The 22,570-nt window shown below is 65.0% G+C and carries 14 protein-coding genes and 1 pseudogene; 9 read left to right on the top strand and 6 right to left on the bottom strand.

The genetic code is table 11. From position 1 onward, the window contains the following. Positions 1–66: 66 nt before the first annotated feature. Positions 67–1,683, top strand: a complete 1,617-nt coding sequence (gene purH / locus LB529_RS21320; protein WP_224712250.1) for a bifunctional phosphoribosylaminoimidazolecarboxamide formyltransferase/IMP cyclohydrolase — start codon at positions 67–69, stop codon at positions 1,681–1,683. 188 nt (positions 1,684–1,871) lie between these two features. On the opposite strand, the gene LB529_RS21315 is transcribed toward purH, so the two are convergent. Beyond that, positions 1,872–3,251: an MFS transporter gene (locus LB529_RS21315; RefSeq protein WP_224712249.1), complete on the bottom strand. Its 1,380-nt coding sequence runs from the start codon at positions 3,249–3,251 to the stop codon at positions 1,872–1,874. A gap of 255 nt (positions 3,252–3,506) precedes the next feature. Then, positions 3,507–8,276, bottom strand: coding sequence for an NAD-glutamate dehydrogenase (locus tag LB529_RS21310; RefSeq protein ID WP_224712248.1), 4,770 nt, complete (start codon positions 8,274–8,276; stop codon positions 3,507–3,509). A 128-nt stretch (positions 8,277–8,404) separates the two neighbouring features. Between LB529_RS21310 and LB529_RS21305 the strand changes: the two genes are divergently transcribed. Next, positions 8,405–8,968 carry a peroxidase-related enzyme gene (locus tag LB529_RS21305; RefSeq protein WP_224712247.1) on the top strand — a complete coding sequence of 188 codons (564 nt, stop codon included), beginning with the start codon at positions 8,405–8,407 and terminating at the stop codon, positions 8,966–8,968. A gap of 158 nt (positions 8,969–9,126) precedes the next feature. Beyond that, positions 9,127–9,450 carry a hypothetical protein gene (locus LB529_RS21300; protein WP_224627971.1) on the top strand — a complete coding sequence of 108 codons (324 nt, stop codon included), beginning with the start codon at positions 9,127–9,129 and terminating at the stop codon, positions 9,448–9,450. Positions 9,451–9,460: 10 nt separating this feature from the next. On the opposite strand, the gene LB529_RS21295 is transcribed toward LB529_RS21300, so the two are convergent. Then, a complete protein-coding gene (locus LB529_RS21295; RefSeq protein ID WP_224547305.1) occupies positions 9,461–10,072 on the bottom strand; it encodes a LysE family translocator in 612 nt (203 codons plus the stop codon). A 369-nt stretch (positions 10,073–10,441) separates the two neighbouring features. Further along, the gene (gene typA / locus LB529_RS21290) at positions 10,442–12,271 is read right to left on the bottom strand and encodes a translational GTPase TypA (protein WP_140841880.1); all 1,830 of its coding nucleotides are present in this window, start codon (positions 12,269–12,271) and stop codon (positions 10,442–10,444) included. A 194-nt stretch (positions 12,272–12,465) separates the two neighbouring features. On the opposite strand from typA, the gene LB529_RS21285 reads away from it, so the two are divergent. Continuing rightward, positions 12,466–12,753, top strand: a complete 288-nt coding sequence (locus LB529_RS21285; RefSeq protein WP_224547302.1) for a hypothetical protein — start codon at positions 12,466–12,468, stop codon at positions 12,751–12,753. 221 nt (positions 12,754–12,974) lie between these two features. On the opposite strand, the gene LB529_RS21280 is transcribed toward LB529_RS21285, so the two are convergent. After that, positions 12,975–14,549, bottom strand: a complete 1,575-nt coding sequence (locus LB529_RS21280) for an alkaline phosphatase D family protein (RefSeq protein ID WP_224712246.1) — start codon at positions 14,547–14,549, stop codon at positions 12,975–12,977. 259 nt (positions 14,550–14,808) lie between these two features. Further along, positions 14,809–16,092 (bottom strand): MFS transporter, encoded by a 1,284-nt coding sequence (locus LB529_RS21275; protein WP_224602035.1) that lies wholly within the window; start codon positions 16,090–16,092, stop codon positions 14,809–14,811. A gap of 78 nt (positions 16,093–16,170) precedes the next feature. On the opposite strand from LB529_RS21275, the gene LB529_RS21270 reads away from it, so the two are divergent. The 5 genes and pseudogenes from LB529_RS21270 to LB529_RS21250 form a co-directional block, all read left to right on the top strand. Then, complete coding sequence (locus LB529_RS21270; RefSeq protein ID WP_224712245.1) at positions 16,171–16,779, top strand: TetR/AcrR family transcriptional regulator; 609 nt, start codon at positions 16,171–16,173, stop codon at positions 16,777–16,779. Between the two features lie 43 nt (positions 16,780–16,822). Continuing rightward, on the top strand, positions 16,823–17,413 hold the full coding sequence (locus tag LB529_RS21265) for a hypothetical protein (RefSeq protein WP_224712244.1): 591 nt from the start codon (positions 16,823–16,825) through the stop codon (positions 17,411–17,413). A gap of 102 nt (positions 17,414–17,515) precedes the next feature. After that, positions 17,516–19,591 carry a 3-hydroxyacyl-CoA dehydrogenase NAD-binding domain-containing protein gene (locus tag LB529_RS21260; protein WP_224712243.1) on the top strand — a complete coding sequence of 692 codons (2,076 nt, stop codon included), beginning with the start codon at positions 17,516–17,518 and terminating at the stop codon, positions 19,589–19,591. A 323-nt stretch (positions 19,592–19,914) separates the two neighbouring features. Then, a complete protein-coding gene (locus LB529_RS21255; protein WP_224712242.1) occupies positions 19,915–20,940 on the top strand; it encodes a BMP family protein in 1,026 nt (341 codons plus the stop codon). Positions 20,941–21,029: 89 nt separating this feature from the next. Beyond that, a pseudogene (locus LB529_RS21250) lies at positions 21,030–22,439 on the top strand (ABC transporter ATP-binding protein); the annotation flags it as partial. Positions 22,440–22,570: the final 131 nt, after the last annotated feature.

Raw genomic sequence — 22,570 nt, 5'->3', positions numbered from 1 at the left:
ATTTCCGGGGCTCATATGCTAGGGCCGGCCAACGTCCCTGCCACCAGCTCTGAAAGGCCGCCCGCCATGGCCGTGCCCACAAAAAACATTCCGGCGCCCGACCTCGTTCCGGTGCGCCGCGCGCTACTTTCCGTCTTCGACAAGACAGGCTTGGTCGATTTCGCCAAGGCGCTCGCCGCCGCCGGCGTCGAGCTGGTTTCGACCGGCGGCACGGCAAAGGCCCTCGCCGGGGCGGGCCTGGCGGTCCGCGACGTTTCCGAGCTCACCGGCTTTCCCGAGATCATGGATGGGCGGGTGAAGACCTTGCATCCGTCGGTGCATGGCGCGCTGCTCGGCATCCGCGACGACGCCGAGCATGCCAAGGCCATGCACGACCACAACATCGAGCCGATCGACCTCGTCGTCTGCAATCTCTATCCGTTCGAGGACGTCCGCCGCTCCGGCGCCGGCTATGCCTCGATCGTCGAGAACATCGACATCGGCGGGCCGGCGATGATCCGCGCCTCGGCCAAGAACCACGCCTACGTCGCCATCGTCACCGACCCGGCCGACTATGCTTCCGTCGTCAACGCGCTGGAGGTGAATCTGGGCTCGCTGTCGCTCGATTTCCGCAAGATGCTGGCGGCCAAGGCCTTTGCGCGCACCGCCACCTATGACGCTGCGATCTCCGGATGGTTCGCCGAGGCGCTGGAGATCGAGCACCCGACATGGCGCGCGTTCGGCGGCCGGCTCGACCAGGTGATGCGCTATGGCGAGAACCCGCATCAGGGCGCAGGCTTCTACCTGTCGGGAGACAAGCGGCCGGGCGTGGCAACGGCAAAGCAGTTGCAGGGCAAACAGCTCTCCTACAACAACATCAACGACACCGACGCCGCTTTCGAGTTGGCCGGCGAGTTCGATCCGGCGCGCTCGGCGGCGGTCGCTATCATCAAGCATGCCAACCCCTGCGGCGTTGCCGAAGGCTCATCGCTGAAGGCGGCCTACGCCAAGGCGTTGGCCTGCGATCCGGTCTCGGCCTTCGGCGGCATCGTCGCCATCAACCGCATCCTTGACGCCGAGGCGGCGGAAGAGATCGTCAAGACCTTCACCGAGGTCATCATCGCGCCCGACGCCACCGACGAGGCCGCCGCCATCGTCGCGGCGAAGAAGAATTTGCGCCTGCTGGTCACCGGCGGCCTGCCCGATCCCCGCGCCGCCGGCACGACGGTGAAATCCGTCGCCGGCGGACTGCTGGTGCAAGGCCGCGACAATGCGGTCGTCGACGATCTCGAGCTCAAGGTGGTGACGAAGCGCGCGCCGACGCCGGCTGAGATGGCCGACCTCAAATTCGCCTTCCGCGTCGCCAAGCACGTTAAGTCCAACGCCATCGTCTATGCCAGGGACGGCGCGACCGTCGGCATCGGCGCCGGCCAGATGAGCCGCGTCGATTCCTCGCGCATCGCCGCCCGTAAGGCGCTCGACGCTGCCGAAGCGGCCGGCCTCGCCGAGCCGCTGACCAAAGGCTCGGTCGTCGCCTCGGACGCCTTCTTCCCCTTCGCCGACGGCCTCTTGTCGGCAATCGAAGCCGGCGCCACGGCAGTCATCCAGCCCGGTGGCTCGATGCGCGACGAGGACGTCATCGCCGCCGCCGACGAGCACGGCATCGCCATGGTGTTCACCGGAGTGAGGCATTTCAGGCATTAGCGCCTCTTCCTTCTCCCCTTGTGGGAGAAGGTGTCGCCGAAGGCGACGGATGAGGGGTGCTCCAGGGGATGAGGCGTGGGCGATTGCAGCTTTCGACGGGCATGTTCGCCAAGCTGGAGCACCCCTCATCCGTCTCGGCGCTCCGCGCCGATCCACCTTCTCCCACAAGGGGAGAAGGAAAAGTCGCGCTACGCCTTCGGCTTATCCGCCGGATAGGGTGTCCCCGCCAGGATCGCCATGCCGATGCCGAGGAACAGGATGATCGCCGCCATGCCGAGCCGCGGCGAATCGCTGATGGTGGTGATGCTCGCCACCATAAACGGCGCCAGGAAGCTCGTCGCCCGGCCGGCCAGCGCATAGATGCCGAAATAGCGGCCGGACTCGGCGGCGGTCACGCTGCGCGCCATGTAGGATCGCGATGACGCCTGCACCGGACCGAAGGCCAGCCCGATCAGCAGGCCGTAGAGGATATAGGCTTTCTCGGCCGCTGTGCCGAACAGGCCGCCGGAATCGGCGGTCGGCAGGGGGATCAGGCCGAGCAGCGTGAAGCCCGGTCCCGTGGAGACGACGCCGATCGTGGCGACCGACAGCATGACCAGCGCAATCATCACCACGGCCTTCGAGCCCAGCGCTGTATCGAGCCGCGCCGCGATCCAGCAGCCGAAGATGGCGACGACATTGAGGATGATGCCGAACAGGCCGATCTCGGTGATCGACCAGCGAAACATGCCGGCCGCGAACGTGCCGCCGAGCGCCAGCAGCGCATTGACGCCATCCTGATAGATCATGCGGGCCAGGAGAAAGCGCAGGATGCCGCTGCGCTGGCGCACTTCCACCAGGGTGGACCTCAGCTCGGACAGGCCCTCGCGCACCGCCGGGCCGATCGGGATCCCCTTGGTGGCGTCCGGCGTGAATAAAAACATCGGCAGGATGAACAGGAAATACCAGCCGGCCGACATCGGCCCGGTGAAGCGCGCGTCCTCGCCGAGTTTCGGATCAAGTCCGAACAACGGATCGAGGCCGATGAGCGTCTTGCCGGTCTCGAGATTGCCGGCCAGGAACAGCACCACGAAGATCAGCGCGATCATGCCGCCGAGATAGCCGAGCCCCCAGGCCATGTTGGAGATCCGGCCGATCTCTTCCTTCGGCACCAGCCGCGGCATCATGGAATCGTTGAACACGGTCGAGAATTCGGCCGCCACCGAAGCCAGCGAGAACAAGAGCACGACCAGGAAAAGGTTGGAGCCCGGCGCCGCGAACCACAAAAGCGTGAGGCTGGCGATCTTGATGGCCGCGAAGAAGGCGATCCACGGCTTGCGCGGCCCGGTCTGGTCGGCGATCGAGCCGAGCACCGGCGACAGCACCGCGATGACCAGGCCCGCGGCGGCGATGCCGTAACCCCACGCGGCCTGCCCGGCAGTCGGATCGCTCGCCATGCGCGAGACAAAATAGGGTCCGAAGATGAATGTCGTGACGACGGTGAAGAAAGGCTGCGCCGCCCAGTCGAAGAACATCCACCCCCAGATGCCGCGCCCCGATGCCCGCTGCACTGTTTCTACCGCCACCATGCTGATTCCTCTGGCACCGCTCGCGTCGGGCGCCATGTCTGCATGTTTTCAGCCAGCGATGCAAATGGACAAGCGGCGCCGTTCGGGTTCCTCGCCCCACGAAGTGGGGAGAGGTGGCTCGGCGAAGCCGAGACGGAGAGGGGAATGCGGCGACCTCCGGCAGGTTGATCATTCAAAGAAGATCTCCGCCCTGCGAAGGCCCCTCTCCGCCTCGCTGCGCTCGGCACCTCTCCCCACTTCGTGGGGCGAGGAACTTCACATCCCCGTCAGGTCGCTCATCAGGCCCGATGCCACCGACAGCCGCGACACGGTGATGTCGCCGCCTTCGGTCAGCGCCTGCAGCCGCTCGCGGATGCGCGCGACGCGGTCGCCGCCGGCTTCCAGCCAAGCCGCGACCGGATCCGCCGCCGTGCCGTACGCGGTGAGCGCCGCCACCGCGATGCCGCGCCGCGCCACGCCGATCGTGTCGGCCGCGCGCGACAGCGCCAGCTGGTCGTAATAGTCCGGCGGCATGATCGAGCGCGCGGCTTCCTCGACGCGCGGGATGCGGAAGGCATCGCTGACGGCGAAGAAGGCCTTGGCCGCACTGACGATGTCGGCATTGGCCGTGCGCGCGGTGAGCGCGACATCGGGGATCAGCTCAGCCACTTCGGCCAGAGCGAGCTGCCCGGCGAGCTTCTCCGGCGCGCCGCTCTTGGACAGGCTGTGCCGCCGCTCCTCGACGCGCTCGCGTGAGAAGGCCGGCAGCAGCGAGAGAAGCTTCGGCTCGAGCGCCTTGCGCGCCTCCTGCAATTCGGCGATGCGCTGGCCAAGCGGCGCGGAGCCGGCTTCGTGCTTCAGGTACCAGCCGCTGGTCACAAAGATAAGCCGGCTGATCGCTTGATAGAGATCGAGCTGGACCTGCCCGTCAATATGGTTGTCGAGCGCGTCGATCTCGCGATAGAGCGCGGGCAGCGCGAAGCCGTCGCGGACCATGGCGAAGATGCGCACCACATCGGCCGCCGTGCGGCCCGTGGCTTCCTGCAGCCGGTTGACGAAGGACGGTCCGCCGCGATTGACCAGATCGTTGGCGAGCACGCGCGCGATGATCTCGCGCCGCAGCCGGTGACCGCGGATCTCGCCGGCGAATTTCCTCGCCATGCGTTCCGGGAAATAGCCCATCAGATCGCGATCGAAATGCTGATCGTCCGGCACGTCGCTGGCGACGATATCGGAAAACAGCACGATCTTGGCATAGGCGAGCAGCACCCCGAGCTCGGCCCGGGTCAGCGGCTCGCCGCGCGCCTCGCGTTCGGCAAGCGCCGCCGGCGAAGGCAGCGTCTCGACCGCCCGGTCGAGCAGGCCGCGCGCTTCCAGCGCCGACATGAAGCGCGCCTGGTGCGCGATGTCGGCGAGCCCGCGCTTGCGCGCCAGCGAAAGCGCCAGCGTCTGCTGGTAGTTGTTGGCGAGCACCAGTGCGCCCACCTCGTCGGTCATCTCGGCGAGCAGCTTGTTGCGCGCCGGCCTCGCCAGCGAGCCTTTGCGCATCGCCGACGCCAGCGCGATCTTGATGTTGACCTCGACGTCGGAACAGTTGACGCCACCCGAATTGTCGATGGCGTCCGAGTTGCAGCGGCCGCCATTCATGCCGAACTCGATGCGCGCCCGTTGCGTGACGCCGAGATTGGCGCCCTCGCCGATGACTTTCGCCCGGACATCGAGCGCCGTGACGCGGACGGCGTCGTTGGCGCGGTCGCCAACATCGGCGTTGCTTTCGCCTGAAGCCCGCACATAGGTGCCGATGCCGCCGAACCACAAAAGGTCGACCGGCGCTTTGAGGATGGCGTTCATGATCTCGACCGGCGTAGCCGTGGTCTTGGCGAGGCCGATCGCGGCGGCCGCGGCCTGCGGCAGCGTGATCGATTTCTGGTTGCGCGAGACGATGACACCGCCTTCCGACAGCTTCGACTTGTCGTAGTCCTGCCAGGACGAGCGCGGCAGCGCGAACATGCGCTGCCGCTCGGCCATCGAGGCGGCCAGGTCCGGATCGGGATCGATGAAGATGTCGCGATGGTCGAAGGCGGCGATCAGCCTGGTGGCCGGCGAGAGCAGCATGCCGTTGCCGAACACGTCGCCCGACATGTCGCCGACGCCAACCACGGTGAAGGGCGAGGTCTGGATGTCGCGGTTCATCTCGCGGAAATGCCGCTTCACCGCTTCCCAGGCGCCCTTGGCGGTGATGCCCATCTTCTTATGGTCGTAGCCGGCCGAGCCGCCGCTGGCGAAGGCGTCGTCCAGCCAGAAGTGATGCTTCTCGGAGATCGCGTTGGCGGTGTCGGAGAAGGTCGCCGTGCCCTTGTCGGCGGCGACGACGAAATAGGGATCGTCCTGGTCGCGCCGCACCACGCCTGCTGGCGGAATGACGCCGTCGACGCCGATATTGTCGGTGATCGAAAGCAGGCTGGAGACGAAGTTCTTGTAGGCCGAGGTGCCTGCTTCGAAGATGGCATCGCGCCCGGCGCTCATCGGCAGCTTCTTGGGATAGAAGCCGCCCTTGGCGCCGACCGGCACGATGACGGCGTTCTTGACCTGCTGCGCCTTGACCAGCCCCAGCACCTCGGTGCGGTAATCCTGGGCGCGGTCCGACCAGCGCAGGCCGCCGCGCGCCACCGGGCCGAAGCGCAGATGCACGCCTTCCACCTCGGATCCGTAGACGAAGATCTCGCGCCATGGCCTCGGCGCCGGCAGTCCCTCGACCGCCTGCGAATCGAGCTTGATCGCCAGCGACTGCCCTTTTTGTTTCGTATCGGTTACGAAATGATTGGTGCGAAGCGAGGCTTCGATGAGGTTGAGATAGCGGCGGATGATGGTGTCGTCGTCGATATTGGGCACCTCCTCCAGCGCATCCTTGATCTTGGCCTTGAGGTGCTTGGCCGCGACCGCGCCTTCGCCTTCGGCCGCCGGACCGAGCCGGGCGACGAACAGCGCGTGCAGGCCGCGCGCGATCTCGGGATAGCGATTGAGCGCGGCGGCGATGAAATCCTGGCTCTGCGGAATGCCGGCCTGCTGCAGATAGCGGCCATAGGCGCGCAGGATGGCGATCTCGCCAGACCACAGGCCGGCGGTCTGGGCCAGGCCGTTATAGCTGTCATTGTCGACATCGCCGCGCCAGACCGACAGGAAGGCGTCCTCGAAGAGCGCGCCGCCGTCGGAGATGTCTATTCGCGCGCCATAGCTGTTCTCCAGTTCCATGTCGTGGATGAAGACTTTGCCGGAGCCGGTGTCGGCGACCTCGAAGGTGCGCTCGCTGATGACGCGGAAGCCGATGTTTTCCAGCACCGGCACGCGCCGCGACAGCGCGACAGGGCTGCCAAAATGATAGATCTTCAAAGCCGCCTGGTGCGGCTTCTGGTCGGCATGGCGGTAATAGTCGATGGCGATCGGATTGTCGGCCCCGATCTTCGCGATGCGGCCGGCATCGGCCAGCGCCACGGCGGCCGAGAAGCTGTCGCGATAGCTTTCGGGGAAACGCGCCGCGATCGCCTTCAGCGCCGGATCGCTGCCGGCGGCTTCCGCGGCTTCGGCGAGCGCGTCCTCCCAAGTGCGCACGATGTCGCGAATCGCCGCCTCGATCGCCGACTGCTCGACCTTCGGGGTCTTGCCGCCGGAACGGCCGATGATGAAATGCACGCGCGCCAGCCCGCCTTCCGGGAAGGCCGGGTAATAGGCCGACAGCCGGCCCTCGAACACCGTCTTGAGATAGGTGCCGACCTTCTCGCGCACGACGCTGTCGTAGCGGTCGCGCGGCACGAAGACGATGATCGAGACGAAGCGGTCGAACTGGTCGACGCGCACCAGCGCCCGCACGCGCGGCCGCTCGATCAGCCCGAGTATGGCGCTGGCGTGCTTGCGCAGGATGGGAATGGGAACCTGGAACAGCTCGTCGCGCGGATAGCTTTCCAGGATGTTGATCAGCGCCTTGCCGGAATGATCGTGCGGATCGAAACCGGATTTCGAGATCACGGTCTCGGCCTTTGAGCGCAGATAGGGGATCTTCATCACCGAGCGCGTGTAGGCGGTCGAGGTGAACAGGCCGACGATGCGCAGCTCGCCCGCGAGCGTCCCCTTCGACGTGTAGGTCTTGATGCCGATGTAATCGAGATAGATGCGGCGATGCACCGACGACTTGGCATTGGCCTTGGTGACGATCAGCGGCTCCGGCCCGTGCAGGAAGGCGCGGATTTCCGGCGTCGTCGTCACCGCCTCGGTGCCGCGCCTCAACACCAGCACATCCGGATCCGACAGGATGCCCAGGCCGGGTTTGTCGGCGCGCTCCAGCGAGCCGCTTTCCTCGCCGCCGGTATATTTGAACTCGCGCATGCCGAGGAAGGTGAAATTGTCGTCGCGCAGCCATTCGAGGAAGGCGATCGCCTCGGCGACGCTCTTCTTGTCGAGCGGCACCGCCGAATAGCGGAATTCGGAAATCGCCTGGTCGAGGCGGGCGAGCATCCGCTTCCAGTCGACGACGGCCGCCCGGACCTGCGAAAGCACCTTGTGCAGCCGCCCGGTGAGGCTCTTGGCCTGCTCGGCGGTCAGCCGCGGGATATGAACATGGACGACGCTCAGCCGGTCGTCATCCTCCTTGCCGCCGTCGCCAAGCACCTCGACCACACCGGTCTTGCCGTGGCGGACGGTGACGATCGGATGGGTGACCAAGGTCGGCTCACCGCTTGTCTCGGTGATTTCGCCGAGGATGGAATCGAACAGGAACGGCATGTTGTCGTTGACGACGGTGATGACCGTGACCGGCCGGCCGTCGCAGGCAACGCCCGAATCGGCTTCGACGGCAACGACGCTCTCGCCCTTCCTGTGGCTGGCGACTGCTTGGGCGGCGAGCTCGCCGGCGCGCTCGAGGTCGGCCACGTCATAGGCCGCGATGTCCTCGGCGGGCGCCCGCGCCAGCAGATAGTCGGCAAGCCTTGCGGGTTTCTCCTCCGCTTTCGCGGCGGCGGCTTTCCTCTTCGGCTTGGATTTCACGCTGGCCATGACGCTTAGTCCCTCCCGTTATATGCTTTTGCGACTATGGTAGCCAGATGACCGCCGTTTGGCGACAAAGGTTTGACGGCGCTTAAAAAAATTCCAACCGACGCCATCACAGCGCGAGGAGAACAGTCATGACCGGCAAAGTAACCGCGCTCGACCTTGTCCAGGCGGAGCTCGGCGAGGCGACGAAAGCCTATTTCGACAAATGCCGGGAGAAGCTCGGCCTCGTGCCAAACGTGCTTCTCGCCTACGCCTTCGACGAGAAGAAGCTGCGCGCCTTCACTGACATGTATAACGACCTGATGCTGGGCGAGTCCGACTTGTCGAAGCTGGAGCGCGAGATGATCGCCGTGGTCGTCTCCTCGATCAACCACTGCTTCTATTGCCTGACCGCGCATGGCGCGGCGGTGCGCCAGCTGTCGGGCGAACCGGCCTTCGGCGAGATGATGGTGATGAATTTTCGCGCCGCCGATCTGTCGGACCGGCAGCGCGCCATGCTCGAATTCGCTGTGAAGCTGACCGAGGAGCCGGCTAAAATCGTCGAGGCCGATCGCGCCGCCTTGTGCCAGGCCGGCTTCACCGACCGCGACATCTGGGACATCGCCTCGACCGCCGCCTTCTTCAACATGTCGAACCGGGTGGCGGCCGCGGTCGACATGCGGCCCAATCCCGAATATCACGCCATGGCAAGGTGAGCTCGTTACATTAGACTCAACTTAACATCGATTGCCTGTTTCGTTTTGGTCCGATGATCAGGATTGCGGCCAGGCCGCATATCGGATTGCAGCATCACTGCATATCGCAAGCGGCGTGGCCGCATGCCGGTTCGACGCCGCCGACAAGGGAGGAGAACATGGCGAAATTTCTCTATGTCTATCATGGTTCCGGCAAGATGCCGACCGACGAAGCCGAACGCAAAGCGGCGATGGATGCCTGGACGGGCTGGTACGACAAGCTCGGCTCGGCCGTGGTCGACGGCGGCAATCCGGTCGGCATGTCGAAGACGGTGCTGCCCGGCGGCAAGATCGAGAACAATGGCGGCAGCAATCCGACCGCCGGCTACACCATCGTCGAAGCCAAGGATATCGACGATGCCGTCGCCAAAGCCAAGGACTGCCCGATCCTGATGGACCCGGCTTTCACTGTCGAGGTCGCGCCGATCATTGAAATGATGTGAGGCCGGCGCTCTATCGCGCGGCGATAGCGGCGGCGGCGCCCGCCATCGTCGTAGCGCTGACACGGTTGGCGATCTTCATGGCGCGCTTGCTCTTCAGCAGCCGGCGCGCCTGGGAGGCGGCCAGCACCCAGGCGAGATCGATGACGATCAGCACGAGCGCCATGGTCAGCGTCAGCTCGACCCAGCCGATCACGCTGACCGAAGCCAGATCGATGATGGTCGGCAGCAGCGCCAGATAGAACATCATGATTTTCGGATTGCCGAGTGTCACCGCCATGCCGGCAAGGAAAAGTTTCAGGGGCGAGTCCTCGCGCGGCATCTCACCCTCCTTCGCCTCGACCGGCGCCGTCCACATCTTGAACGCGAGATAAGCAAGGTAGGCGACGCCAACCCATTTCACGACGACGAAGGCATAGTGGAAGGTTTGCGCCACGACGGCGAGCCCGAACACCGCCAGCGAAAGCCAGACGCCCTCGCCGATCCACATCGCCAGCAGGAACGGGAAGACGTCGCGGAATCCTTTCGAGATCACCCGCGCCACCAAGGCTGCGATCGACGGGCCGGGCGAACCGGCGGCGACAAAGAGCGCGGCGGCGAAGATCAGCAACGAGGCGAGATGCATGGGGTCGCTCCCTATAAGAGATAAAGAACGATAGCCGATCGTACTAGATTTGGCACGCCCAACAAGGCGCGAACGTTGATCAAGGCGACAACAACTGCCAGCGCCGGCGCCGCCCCTCATCTGGCTGCCGCCATCTTCTCCCCGTTGAACGGGGCGAAGGGGCTGTCGTCGCCGATTCGCCAATCACCAACGTTGCAGAAAGAGCGCCGGAGTTCGCGCGAGATTCCCTTCTCCCCGTTCACGGGGAGAAGGTGCCGGCAAGCGGATGAGGGGCCGCGCCGACCCTAAATTGAAACGAAAGCAGCCGTCTGCCGCTGAAACGAAAAGAGGGAGCGACCGCTCCCTCTTTTGAACGCTTGGCTGAAAACCTTACGCCGCGCCCATCACCTTGGCAGCCTTTTCGAAACGCTTGCGCTCGTTCGGGTCGAGATGGAGCTTGCGCAGGCGAATGGTCTTCGGCGTCACCTCGACCAGTTCGTCGTCCTGGATCCAGGCCAGCGCGCGCTCCAGGGTCATGCGGATCGGCGGCGTCAGCTTCACCGCTTCGTCCTTGCCGGCGGCGCGGATGTTGGTGAGCTTCTTGCCTTTGAGCACGTTCACTTCGAGGTCGTTGTCGCGCGAATGGACGCCGATGATCATGCCCTGGTAGACCTTGACGCCCGGATCGATGATCATCGGGCCGCGGTCTTCCAGGTTCCACATCGCATAGGCGACCGATTCGCCCTGCTCGTTGGAGATCAGCACGCCATTGGTGCGGCCGGGCAGCTCGCCCTTATACGGCTCATAGGCAAAGAACAGCCGGTTCATCACGGCGGTGCCGCGCGTGTCGGTCAACAATTCGGACTGATAGCCGATCAGGCCGCGCGTCGGCGCGTGGAAGACTAGGCGCTGGCGGTTGCCGCCGGACGGGCGCAGCTCGACCATCTCGGCCTTGCGTTCCGACATCTTCTGCACGACGACGCCGGCATGCTCCTCGTCGACGTCGATGACGACTTCCTCGACCGGCTCCAGCAGCTGGCCGTCCTCGCCCTTCTGCATGACGACGCGCGGACGCGACACGGCAAGCTCGAAACCTTCGCGGCGCATCGTCTCGATCAGCACGGCGAGCTGCAATTCGCCGCGGCCGGACACGAAGAAGGAATCCTTCTCCGCCGATTCCTCGATCTTCAGCGCGACATTGCCCTCGGCCTCGCGCAGCAGCCGGTCGCGAATGACGCGGCTGGTCACCTTGTCGCCCTCGGTGCCGGCAAGCGGCGAGTCATTGACGAGGAAGGACATGGTCACGGTCGGCGGATCGATCGGCTGCGCATGCAGCGGCTCGCTCACCGTCGGATCGCAGAAGGTGTCGGCGACGGTGCCTTTCGACAGGCCGGCGATGGCCACGATGTCGCCCGCCTGGGCCTCGTCGATCGGCTGGCGCTCGAGGCCGCGGAAGGCGAGGATCTTCGAAATACGGCCGGTCTCGATCTGCGTGCCGTCATGGTGCAGCACCTTGACCGCCTGGTTGGCCTTCAGCGTGCCGGACTCGATGCGGCCCGTGATGATGCGGCCGAGGAACGGGTTGGCCTCGAGGATAGTGCCGATCATGCGGAACGGGCCGGGATGCACCGTCGGCGCCGGCACGTGTTTGACGACGAGATCGAACAGCGGGGCGAGACCCTGGTCCTTCGGACCCTCGGGGTTTTCCGAAACCCAGCCATCGCGGCCCGAACCGTAGAGGATCGGGAAGTCGAGCTGCTCGTCGGTGGCGTCGAGCGCGGCGAACAGGTCGAACACCTCGTTGACCACTTCGATATGGCGGGCATCCGGACGGTCGATCTTGTTGATGACGACGATCGGGCGCAAGCCGACCTTGAGCGCCTTGCCGACGACGAATTTGGTCTGCGGCATCGGCCCTTCGGCGGCGTCGACGAGCACGATCGCCGAATCCACCATCGACAGGATGCGCTCGACCTCGCCGCCGAAATCGGCGTGTCCGGGCGTGTCGACGATGTTGATGCGGGTGCCATGCCAGTCGACCGAGGTCGCCTTGGCCAGGATGGTGATGCCGCGTTCCTTTTCGAGGTCGTTGGAATCCATGGCGCGCTCGGCGACGCGCTGGTTGTCGCGGAAGGCGCCGGACTGTTTCAGGAGTTGGTCGACGAGGGTGGTCTTGCCATGGTCGACATGCGCGATGATCGCGATATTGCGGAGGTTCATTGTCTGGTCTCGGGAGCGTTGCAGGCAGCAGGCCCAGAGGCGCCGCCTTTTTCGGTTGCGCGGCTCATACAAGGTTTTTCGCAATTGCGAAAGGGGAGGCCCGACCCCAAATACATGGTCACTGATTCTTAAACGTCTTGGTGTGAAATGATTCCGTTAACCAAGGCGGAACCTTTGAGGGGCCGGACAGTTCCATGTTCATGACCGATCAGATGTCCAGATTGCGTCCGGTTTTCGCGTGGGCGGCGCTTGGCGTGCTCGTCGCGGCCGGTGCCGCGCAGTCGGCGGCTGCGCTTCGGCAAGCCGACCCGATCGTACCGCCCGACGCCAGGACCGCGCAGCAGATGTTCGCCGACGCCCCCGACGGCGTCGACCCGATCGTCACCGGCCCGGTCAGCGCCGCCTTCAAGCAGCGCCAGAAGGATGCCAACTGCGACACCGCGGTCTGGCCGAAGATTCCCACGGCTTGCTATCCGGATTGACGCTCTTCACGGCATTTCCGAGTTCAGTTCTGGACTGTCACGGCGCTTTGACATCGCGGCATTAGGCCGAGCGGCTGCTGGGCCCAGGGTGTGTTGAGGTTAGGCCGGGCCGAGAACGGTGGTTTCCGAGAACCGGAGCGGAGCGTACTTAAAGTACGTGAGCACCGGAAGCGCAGGAAACCATTGTTCGCAGGCCGGCATCACCTGAATATCAACGCAGCCTAAGCCGACCGCACCGGATCGAGCGTAACCTTGTAAAGCTCGTTGTCGTCGCGATCCATCAGCCGCACGGTGAGCTGTTCGGTCGCGCCGGAAATGTCGACCAGACCGAAGAACTGCAGCCCGGCCGACGGCGGCAGGTTCTGGCCCTGTTCGGCGGTTGGCGCCTTTATGAACTTCAGCTCCGGCCCGAAGGTCATGTCGAGGTCGTTGGGGCCGAAGGTGCCGGCGTGGATCGGGCCGGAGACGAATTCCCAGAACGGATTGAAATCCTGGAACTGCGCCTTGTCGGGATTGTAGTAATGCGCCGCGGTGTAGTGGACGTCGGCGGTGAGCCACACCGTGTTGGTGATGCCGGCATTCTTGATGAAGCGCAGCACATCGGCGAATTCGAGCTCGCGGCCTTTCGGCGCGCCATTGTCGCCGTTGGCGACCGCCTCGGCACCGGCCTTCTTCGCCGCGTCGTTCCAGACGACAAGGCCAAGCGGCATGTCGGCGGCGATGACCTTCCACGTTGCCTTGGAATTCGCCAGCTCGCGCTTCAGCCACTTGGACTGCTCCTCGCCGATCATGCGCGACTTCGGAGTCAGCGTCTCTTCCATGTCGGGGCCGTTCGGGCCGCGATAGGAACGCATGTCGAGGAAGAACACGTCGAGCAACGGCCCATGCGAGACCTTGCGGTAGACGCGGCCTGGCTCCGACGGCTCGTAGCGGATGGTCGTCATTTCATGGAAGGCGCGAGCCGCCCTGGCCGCCAGCACATGGATCGACTTTTCCTTGTAGCGGTCGTCGGCGGTCAGGTCCTTCGAATCCGACCAGTTGTTGAGCACCTCGTGGTCGTCCCACTGGTAGAAGGTCGGGCAGATGGCCGACAGGCCAAGCACATGCTTGTCCATCATGTTGTATTTCCACTGGTCGCGGTATTCGTCCAGCGTCTCGGCGACCTTGCGCTTGCCGTCGATCATGACAACGTTCTTCCACTTGCCGCCGCCGGGCAGGTCGACCTCGTCCTTCATGGCGCCGTCGGCATAGATGGTGTCGCCGGAATGCAGGAAAAAGTCCGGCGTGTGCTGGGCGATTGTCGAATAGGTCTTCATGCCGGTCTCGTCGATGCCCCAGCCCTGGCCGGCGGTGTCGCCCGACCAGGCGAAGCGCACGTCGCGCTTCGACGACGGCGCGGTACGGAAACGGCCGACGATCGGCTCGGACACGGCATTGATGTCGGAAAGATCGGCAGCAACCATGCGGTAGAAGATGTCCTGGTCCGAGGCGAGATCGGTGAGCAGCCGCTTCACCGTGTAGTCGCTGGCCGGCGAGGTATCGAGCGCAGCCAGCCGCGTCGCATTGGCGAAGCTTTCGGTCGTCGACACTTCATACATCACGCGCGCCGGTCGGTCGGTGCGGGTCCAAACCATGCCCGAGGTGGCATCGACATCGCCGGACTGGACGCCATGCGTGAAGGCCGGACGCTGGCTGGCGCGGGAATAATAGGGCAGCGCCAGACCGGAGGCGCCGACAAGGCCGAAGGCGCTGGCCGAAGTGACGAAAGCGCGGCGGGTGAGCGAAAGCTTGTTCATGGCTGTCTCCGGGATGGCATTGAGCGGGACCGCCAAGCTCTCGCTTCAATGTTTCAGGCGCATATCGGAACCATGAAGTTTTGATAACAGTCGACATCTTCCTTCTCCCCTTCTTGTGGGAGAAGGTGGATCGGCGCGCAAGCGCCGAGACGGATGAGGGGTGTTCCAGCGGAGTGAGGCGTCGGTGTTCCCTGGAGCACCCCTCATCCGGCCGCTTCGCGGCCACCTTCTCCCACAAGGGGAGAAGGGAAAGTCGCGCCTAAGCCGCCTGCGGCTCCGGCCCGAAGGCCGGCCTGCTCGTGTTGATCAACAGCGAGATACAAGCCGCCGCGATGCCGGTCATCCCCGCGATCAGGAAGGCCAGCTCGTAATTGCCCTGCAGCTCGCGCATCGTGCCGCCGAAGGCCGCGGCCGCGGCGGCGCCCACCTGGTGGCCGGCGACGATCCAGCCGAACACGATCGGTCCGCTGCGATCGCCGAAGGCTTCGTTGGCGAGCCTGAGCGTCGGCGGCACGGTGGCGATCCAGTCGAGCCCGTAGAGCACGGCGAAGATGACCAGGCTGGTAGCCGAGAAGCCGGAATAGGGCAGGTAGATCAGCGACAGACCGCGCACCGCGTAATAGACGCCGAGCAGCTTGCGCGGATCGAAACGGTCGGTGAGCCAGCCGGACAACGTCGTACCGATCAGGTCGAAAATGCCCATCATCGACAACAGCCCGGCTGCCTGCACCTCGCCGATGCCCATATCGCCGCAGAAGGCGATGAGATGCGTGCCGACGAGTCCATTGGTCGTGAAGCCGCAGACGAAGAAGGTGGCGAACAGATACCAGAACACCCGCGTGCCCGCCGCGCGGCGCAGCGTGTTCAGCGTGTGCGCCAGGAAATTGCCCTGCGATGCCGGCGACACCGGCGGCACGTCGTCGGCATCGGCGCCGTAACGAACCTGGCCGATCGAAGCGGGGCGCTCCGGCACCAGCAGCAAGACGAAGGGTATCAGCGCGGCGGTGGCCAGCGCCACGGCAATCGCCACCGGCTTCCAGCCGCCGCTCTGCGCCAGCGAGGCGATGAGCGGCAGGAAAACCAGCATGCCGGTGGCGCTGGAGGCCGACATCAGCCCCATCATCAGGCCGCGATTGGTCTTGAACCAGCGGTTGACGATGGTGGCGCCGAGCACGCTCGCCACTGCGCCCGAACCGATGCCAGAAAACACGCCCCAGGTGATGAAAAGATGCCATGGCTCAGTCATGAACAGGCTGAGCGCGGTCGATCCCGACATCACTAGCAGCGAGCCGAGCAGCGTGCGGCGCAACCCGATGCGCTCCATCAGCGCGGCGGCGAACGGACCGGTCAGGCCGTAGAGCAGGATGCCGACGCTGGCGGCCCAGGACGTTACGTCGCGATGCCAGCCGAAGCTTTTCTCCAGTGGCACCATCATCACCGAGGGCGCCGAACGGAGCCCGGCCGCGATCAGCAGGCACAGGAAAATGACGGCAACAACGACGAATGCGTAGCGCTGGCCAAACGGACGGGACTGGATTATCATGTTACTGACCGGTACGTTGCAATGGAGTGAAGCCATACATACGTACCGGTCAGTAACATTGTCAAGCGAGTTGTTTGAATGCCATCCGACAATAAAATTGAAGCGTCGATCAGCGAGCCCCCTGCTCCGAGGGCGGCGGACAAGATCCTGGACGTGGCGCGCGACCTCTTTTATCGCGAAGGCATCAGGGCGATCGGCGTCGACGAGATCGTCAAGCGCGCCGGCGTCACAAAGCCGAGCCTGTACCGCAGCTTCCCATCCAAGGACGAGCTTGCCGCCTCCTATCTGCGCAAATACGACCTCGAATTCTGGGAACGCTTCGACGAAGCGGTCGACGCGCATCCGGGCGATCCGCGCGCCCAGATCATCGCCTTCCTGACCCGCGTAGGCAAACGCACGCAAAAGCCGGACTATCGCGGCTGCGGCATGACCAACGCTGCGGTGGAATATCCCGAGCGCGGCCATCCCGCGCGGGTGGTGAGCGAGAATAACAAGGTCGAATTGCGCCGCCGCCTGCGCGCTATGGCCGCCGCAATGGGCGCCGCCGATCCCGACACGCTGGGCGACGGACTGCTGCTGCTCATCGAGGGCGCTTATATCAGCGGCCAGCTGTTTGGCGTTGGCGGACCGGCGGCGGCGGTTGCCCGCAACGCCGATCTCTTGATCGAAGCCAGCTTGAAGAAATAGCGATTGACGTTACGCTCGGGCAGCTCGAACGGAGTTGCCAGCGATGCGCGCTCTTCTGGTCCCGCTTGCCCTCGCCGGTTTCTGCCAGGCGGCCCAGGCCGGCGACATCTCCAGCGCCTATACCGAGCTCGACTCGAAGAAGGACTGCGTGACCTATGCGCAGGCCGCGGAAGGCGACGGCGACTGGGCGAGCCTCGTCTGCTCCGGCTACCGCGGCTACCCGGTGCTGATCAGCTACGACGACGCGCGGGAATCCGTCTATTACGGCTTTCCGTCCGACGACATGACCGCGGTCTGGGAGAGCTTCACCGCCTTCAACGGCTCCGGACCGAAGGTGGAATGGCGCATCGAGACCAATGGCGACGTCGCAATCCCCTTCGCCGCCATCCACCGCCGCTCCGTCAGCAACCCTGAGGACGAAAAGAAATCGACCGAGGTGCTGGTCGTCGCCAAGGTCGCGCAACCGGAAGAGCAGCAAGGCTGCACGATCGGCCTGGTATTAGCCACTGGCAACCCGCAGGCCAACGACCAGGCGCGCAAGCTCGCCGACGACAAGGCAAAGACCTTCGCCTGCGGCAAGGACAAGCGCGAGGTGATCGGCGACGTGCCGCCCTTCGGCCGCGTGGACAACTGACCGGGCCTCGCCAACAATTGGGCCAGGGCCGGATCGGGTTCCCATTCACCTCGCTGCCTAGTAAACCCTTGCGCGGTTGCAGCCGGTCTCGGGAGGTTCCGCTTGTCCAGCTCTGTCAGCGTCACGAACGAGAACGGCGTGGCGGTGGTCACCATCGACAACCCGCCGGTCAATGCGCTGAGCTTTCATGTCCGCAAGCCGCTTTACGAGGTGCTCACCGCTTTGCGCGACGATCCCGCCGCGAGCGCGATCGTCATCGCCTGCGCCGGCCGCACCTTTGTCGCCGGTGCCGACATCACTGAATTCGGCAAGCCGGTCCAGCAACCGGAACTGCGCGCCATCGTTGCCTTGCTGGAAACCATCGCCAAGCCGACGGTGGCCGCCATCCATGGCACGGCGCTCGGCGGTGGGCTGGAACTGGCGTTGGGTTGCCATTTTCGCGTCGCGGACGCCGGCGCCAAGCTCGGCCTGCCGGAGGTAAAGCTCGGCCTGTTGCCGGGTGGCGGCGGGACCGTACGTTTGCCACGCCTGGTCGGCGCCGCAAAAGCGCTCGGCATGATCGTCTCGGGCAGCCCGATCTCGGCCGGCGAGGCGAAGGCCGTCGGTCTTGCCGATGCGGTTGTCGAGACCGATCTGTTGGCAGAGGCGGTTCGTTTCGCCCGCGAAATGGTTTATCGAGGCGGACCGTTCGTGCCGGTGCGTGACCGCAACGACCGCCTTGCCGGAACCGACCTCGGTGCCTTCGACCGCCAAGCCGCCGATCTGGCCAAGAAAGCCCGCGGACTGGACGCGCCGCTTGCCTGCGCCGAAGCCGTGCGTAACGCGATCACCTTGCCGTTCGACGCAGCGCTCGCGGCCGAGCGGGAGCTTTTCCAAAAACTCGTTTCCGGCGACCAGTCGCGCGCGCAGCGGCATTTGTTCTTTGCCGAGCGCGAGGCGGCGAAGATGCCGGGTAAGGATCTGCAGAAGCGCCGGATCGAACGCGTCGGCATCATCGGCGCCGGCACGATGGGCGGCGGCATCGCCATGGCCTTTGCCAACGGCGGTCTCCCGGTGACTTTGCTCGAGACCAGCGAGGAAGCGCTGCGGCGCGGCCTGGCGACGATCGAGAAGAACTATGCCGTCTCCGTCAGCCGCGGCTCGTTGACGGAAGAGGCCAAGCAGCAGCGGCTCGGCCTATTCAAGGGCAGCACCGACTACGCCGATCTCGTCGATTGCGACTTGATCATCGAGGCCGTGTTCGAGGACATGGCGGTGAAGAAGGACGTGTTCGGCAGGCTCGATGCGGTCGCCAGGCCCGGCGCCATCCTCGCCACCAACACCTCCTATCTCGACGTGAACGAAATCGCCGCCTCTACGTCGCGGCCGCAAGACGTGCTCGGCATGCATTTCTTTTCGCCGGCAAACGTCATGAAGCTCCTGGAGATCGTGCGCGCCGAGAAGACCGCGCCAGAAGTGCTGGCGACGGTCGCCGATCTCGCCCGGCGCATCGGAAAGATCGCGGTCGTCGTCGGCGTCTGCCACGGTTTCGTCGGCAACCGCATGCTGTCGGCGCGGGGCGCCGAAAACGAGGCGCTGTTGCTGGAAGGCGCGACGCCAAGCCAGGTCGATGGGGCCTTCACAGATTACGGCTGGCCGATGGGGCCGTTCCAGATGGGCGACCTCGCCGGCCTCGATATCGGCTGGCGCAACCGCAAGGCCCGCGGCCAGAAGGCTGTGATCGCCGATGCGCTGTGCGAAGAGGGACATTTCGGCCAGAAGACCGGGCGCGGCTGGTATCGTTACGAGACCGGCTCGCGTGAGACGATTGCCGATCCGGAAGTCGAGGCGCTGATCCGGGCGAAGGCGGCGGAGCTTGGAATTGCGCGGCGCGAGATCGGCGCCGAGGAGATTCTCGAACGCACGCTTTATCCCTTGGTCAACGAGGGTGCGAAGATACTCGAGGAATGCATCGCCGCGCGCGCGTCCGATATCGACGTCGTCTGGGTCAATGGCTACGGCTTCCCGATCGGCAAGGGCGGGCCGATGTTCTGGGCCGGGCTTGAAGGTGCGGCGAAGATCGTCAAGCGGCTGGAGCACTGGCACCGGCAGACCGGCCGGCCGATATTCGAGCCGGCGCCGGCGTTGAGGCGGTTTGCCGAGACGGGATCGTGGGAAGGTGCGGGCGGCGCCCCATAACTTCGTCATTCCAGGGTGAAGCGAAGCGTAGACCCTGGAATCCATGCCGTTCCATCAGACAAAGAATGCAACGGTGCAGAACGAGCGATGGCACAGCCGTCGATTATTCTGCACCGTCGCCGCGCTCAGACGTCGCGGCATGGATCCTCGGGTCTGCGCTGCGTCGCTACGCTCCTTGCTCCGCCCGTGGATGACGAACGCGGAGGCGACAACACCCAAATTTGACCATGTGGACAAATCTCAGGCGCCGTTCCATAGTCCTGGGCGTCTGACATTCTTGGAACGGCCGGCTCGACACGGCTGTCGAACAGAGGGGCACTTCAATGGAAAACGAACGTAGCAAAACGCAACGCGCCGGCCTGTCGCGGCGCAACGTGCTGGAACTCGGCGCGCTCGGCCTAGCGGCGGCTGCACTGCCCGGCGCGGCCTTCGCCAAGGACAAGAAGCTGAAGGTGGCGGCGATCTTCGCCACGCCGATCGAGGAGCCGTGGGACAACCAGATCCATGTCGCCCTGCAGAAGGCCGAGAAGGAGCTGGGCATCGAATACAAATGGTCGGAAAAGGTGCAGACCGCCGACTTCAGCCGCGTGATGCGCGAATATGCTCAAGGGGGGTACCAGCTGGTGCTGGGCGACGCCTTCGCCGCCGAGCGCGAGTCGCGCCGCACGGCCAAACAATTCCCAAAGACCGCGTGGCTGTTCGGCTCCGGCGCCGGTCCGGCCGAGCCCAATTTCGGTGTCTTCGACAACTGGATTCACGAGCCCGCCTATCTCTCCGGCATGATCGCCGGAAAGATGTCGAAATCGGGCACGGTGGGCGCCGTCGCGGCGATGGGCATCCCGGAAGTGAATCGGCTGGTCAACGCTTTCTTCGCCGGCGCCAAGGAGGTCAACCCGAACATCAAGAAGAAGGTTGCCTTCATCGGCTCTTTCTTCGATCCGCCCAAGGCCAAGGAAGCGGCCGTGGCGCAGATCGATGCCGGCGTCGATGTCATCTATGCCGAGCGGTTCGGTGTCATCGAGGCTGCGGTCGAGAAGAAGATTTTTGCCATCTCCAACATGTCCGACCAGTCCAGCCTCGGGCCGGATACGGTCATCACCGGCCCGGTGTGGGACATGTACCCAACGGTCGAGCAGGCGATCAAGCTGGTCAAGGCCGGCGTCTTCACCGCGCAGGACTATGGCGATTTCTCGCGCATGGCCAAGGGCGGCTCCTATCTGGCGCCCTACCACAAGTTCGACAAGACGCTGCCGGCGGACGTCAAGGACCTGGTCGAGAAGAAGAAGGCCGAGATCCTCGAAGGCAATTTCCGCGTCGACGTCGACGAGAACACGCCGGTTTCGGATTGACGCCAGGGGCGGCGCGAGGCCCCCCTCTCTGTCCTGCCGGACATCTCCCCCTCAAGGGGGGAGATTGGCAGTTCCGTCGACGGTGTTCGATGCTTTCAACGTTGAAAGTTGGCAAGGCCGCCGTGACATCTGATCTCCCCCCTTGGGGGGGGGGAGATGGCCGGCAGGCCAGAGGGGGGTGCAGCGCTGCCCTCCGCGATTGGCCGGATCGCAAGTCAGGAGCACCCTTGTCCGCCCCACTCATCGAAATGCGCGGCATCACCAAGAGCTTCGGCGCCGTCAAGGCGAACGAGGCCGTCGACCTTAGCGTCGCGCCCGGCGAGATTCTCGGCCTGCTCGGTGAGAACGGCGCCGGCAAGACGACGCTGATGAACGTGCTGTTCGGCGCCTATGCGCCGGACGCCGGCGAGATCCTGGTCGAGGGCAGGCCCGTTGCCATCCACAACTCCGCCGACGCCCTGGCCGCCGGCATCGGGATGGTGCACCAACATTTTCACCTCGCGCCGCGCCTCACGGTGCTGGAGAACCTTTTGATCGGCATTGCCGGCAAGTCCGGCCGCATCGACCGTGCTCGCGGGCTTGCCCGCCTGGACGAAATCAGCCGGCAATATGGCTTGAGCCTCGACCCGAACCTGCCGGTCTCGGCGTTGTCGGTCGGCGAGCAGCAGCGGCTGGAAATCATCAAGGCGCTGTTTCGCGGCGCCAGGCTTTTGATCCTCGATGAGCCGACGGCGGTGCTGGCGCCGAGCGAAGTGGACGGCCTGTTCGCCGCCCTGCGCTCGATGGCGGCGCAAGGGCTCGGCATCATCTTCATCTCGCACAAGCTCAACGAAGTGCGGGCCCTCACCCATCGCTGCGTCGTCCTGCGCCACGGCAAGGTCGCCGGCCGCGTCGACCATCCGGCAAGCACCACGTCGGCGGAAATGGCCAAGCTGATGTGCGGCCACGAAATCGTCCCGCCGGTCAAGCAGGCTTCGACGCCCGGCGCTTCCGTGCTGACGCTCGACGGCATATCCACTTCCGCTCATGCCGGCACGCCTCTGCGCGAGGTCTCGCTTTTCGTCCGTGCGGGCGAGATCCTCGGCATCGCCGGCGTTTCCGGCAACGGCCAGCGCGCGCTGGCCGATGTCATTTCCGGCATGCTGCCGCCCAAGGCCGGAGCGATGACGATAGCCGGCAAAGCGGTTGCGCAATTTTCGCCGCGTGAATTGCAGACGCTCGGCCTCGGCCGCATCCCGGAAGACCGGATGACCACCGGCCTCGTCACAAACCTGCCTTTAGCCGATTCCATGGTGCTGCCGCGTATCGGCACCGAGGTCTTCAGCCGCAAGGGCCTGCTCAACCCGGCCGCCATCCGCGCCTTCGCCGAGCAACAGATCAAGGCCTATGACATACGCTGCCCCGGACCGATGGTGCGCGCCGGAGCGTTGTCCGGCGGCAATCTGCAGAAGGCGCTTCTTGCGCGCGAGCTCGCCTTCGACCCCAAGGTGCTGATCGTCTCGCAGCCGACGCGCGGCCTCGACATCGGCGCTGCCCGCTTCATCCACGAGAAATTCCTCGCCATGCGCGCCAAGGGCTGCGGCATCATCGTCATCGGCGAGGACCTCGAGGAATTGCTGATGCTCTCGGA

Origin of the sequence: Mesorhizobium sp. CA5 (genome assembly GCF_020165105.1) — a bacterium.
Lineage (GTDB): Bacteria > Pseudomonadota > Alphaproteobacteria > Rhizobiales > Rhizobiaceae > Mesorhizobium.
Note: the sequence above shows the minus strand (reverse complement) of the source record. Positions and strands in the feature narration are given on the sequence as shown.